Annotated in this window: 4 protein-coding genes; all 4 read right to left on the reverse strand. The window is 38.4% G+C overall.

Annotated features, from left to right (window positions below):
• Positions 1-34: 34 nt before the first annotated feature.
• Complete coding sequence (locus AC1DTM_RS23680) at positions 35-1,087, reverse strand: P-loop NTPase (protein ID WP_016104417.1); 1,053 nt, start codon at positions 1,085-1,087, stop codon at positions 35-37.
• 20 nt (positions 1,088-1,107) lie between these two features.
• Positions 1,108-1,596 carry a cyclic pyranopterin monophosphate synthase MoaC gene (gene moaC / locus AC1DTM_RS23685; protein WP_088098911.1) on the reverse strand — a complete coding sequence of 163 codons (489 nt, stop codon included), beginning with the start codon at positions 1,594-1,596 and terminating at the stop codon, positions 1,108-1,110.
• 48 nt (positions 1,597-1,644) lie between these two features.
• Entirely contained in the window at positions 1,645-1,881 is a 237-nt protein-coding gene (gene moaD, locus AC1DTM_RS23690) for a molybdopterin converting factor subunit 1 (protein ID WP_088098910.1), read from the reverse strand.
• A gap of 4 nt (positions 1,882-1,885) precedes the next feature.
• Positions 1,886-2,176: molybdenum cofactor biosynthesis protein MoaE (locus AC1DTM_RS23695; protein ID WP_477001032.1), on the reverse strand; the 291-nt coding region annotated here is incomplete at its 5' end.

Raw genomic sequence — 2,176 nt, forward strand, 5'->3', positions numbered from 1 at the left:
CATACGTGCTATGTATCCCACTTTTTATACCAACCTATCCTTTATAAATAATATCCTCCGCTAAAGAAGTAAACATCTCCCCAACGAGCGAGTCTTCGTCATATACACACGACCCTTTATTCTCTTCACGCTTCGCAAACGGTATTTGAGCAATTACTTCTGTTTGCAGTTGTTCTGCTAACATTTCACCACCGCCTTTTCCGAAGAGATAGTTTCTTGATCCGTCTTGTTCTTCGTAATATGCCATGTTTTCAACGATACCTAAAATATCGTGTTTCGTATGTTTTGCCATTACTCCTACTCTAGAAGCGACAAATGAAGCTACGTTATGAGGCGTTGTGACGATAATTTCCTTCGCTTGTGGAATCATTGCAGCGACATCAATTGCAACGTCTCCTGTTCCAGGCGGTAAATCAAGAAGAAGATAGTCTAGTTCTCCCCAGTGCGTGTTTGCAAGAAAGTTTTGAATCCATTTGTTTAACATTGGTCCGCGCCACATAACGGGGTTATTCCCTTCTGTGAAGAATCCCATCGACATAATTTTAACACCATGACTTACGACTGGAATTGCTGTTTGATCAATCATTGTTGGTTTTTCATTCGTTTCCATCATAGCTGGGATGCTAAATCCATATATGTCTGCATCTAAAATCCCAACCTTTTTGCCCATACGTGCTAAAGCAGTAGCAAGGTTAATCGTCACAGTTGATTTACCCACTCCCCCTTTTCCGCTCGTTACAGTAATAAAACGTACTCCTGAATCAGGTCTCAGCATACTCGGCATGCCTGTTTCTGTTCTAGCCTCTTTCTTTAAAGACGCTGTTAATGCAGCTCGTTCTTCCGGTGTCATAGAACCGAATGTCAAAGAAATTCTCGATGCTCCAATGTTTCGAAGAGAGTCTTCAATATCTTGTTGAATTTTTACTTTCAACGGACAACCTTGAATTGTTAAAACTACTTCTAACCCAACTTCTGTTCCATCAATTTTTATATTTCTTACCATGTTTAATTCCACAATACTTTTGTGTAACTCTGGATCTTCTACATGGCTTAAAGCGTTCATAATTTGTTCGTGAGTAATCATCATATACATTCCTTCCATTGTAATTATTTTACGTGATGAAAAAAATCTCCACTTTTCCCACCCGTTTTTTGTACTAAATACGTTTCTTTCATAACCATCGTTTTATCAACTGCTTTACACATATCGTAAAAAGTAAGAGCTGCAATCGTTACGGCAGTTAATGCTTCCATTTCTACACCTGTTTTCCCACTACATTTTACTGTCGCTCGTATCATTAATTCATAGCCATCGGTTTTCTTTTCATAATGAAACGTAAAGTCGGTTCCTTGGATTAATATCGGATGACACATAGGGATTATATCCGCTGTTTTTTTAGCACCGATTATGCCAGCCACTTGTGCTACTTGAAGCGGGTCTCCTTTTTTCAATCCTCCGTTTTGAATTGCTTCAAATAGTTCATTTGATAAAGAAATTGTACTTTGCGCAACAGCTGTACGTGTTGAAATATCCTTTTGAGAAATATCAACCATTTTAGCTCTTCCCTCTTCGTTCCAGTGCGAAAACTCACTCATAATGATCCTCCTTAACGTATAAAAGATTTGATACTCAAATAGAAAAAATTAACCTCCACTTACAGGCGGGATAAACGCTACGATATCTCCGGCTTTTACGATTTCTTCGTCCGTTACAAATTCTTCGTTAATCGCCACCATCACTTTATCCAGTTTCTGTAATTGATAGTGATCTTTCAGCCATTTTTTCAATTGATGAACATTCATCTCTCGTTTTTCTATTATTACTACTCTCTCGGAGCCAACTTCTTCTCGTAAATTTGCGAACAGTAAAATTGTAATCATCTTCTCATTCTTCCTTCTTTGGTTTTCCGTCTGGATACGAAGTATTTTCAAGCTGATCTCCAATCCACTCCGTTCCATCTTCCCAAAATTCTTTTTTCCAAATTGGGACGATTCTCTTTATACGTTCAATTGCGTATTCATTCGCTTCGTACGCTACTTTACGATGTGGTGACGACACTGCAATGACAACTGCGATATCCATTATTTCTAGTCGTCCTACTCGGTGCGTAATTGCTATTTTTGCATCTGGCCACTGTTTCTTAATTTCTTCTCCAATTTCAGTAAGCTTTTTTAC

This window comes from Bacillus sp. P4_D3 (genome assembly GCF_056401855.1).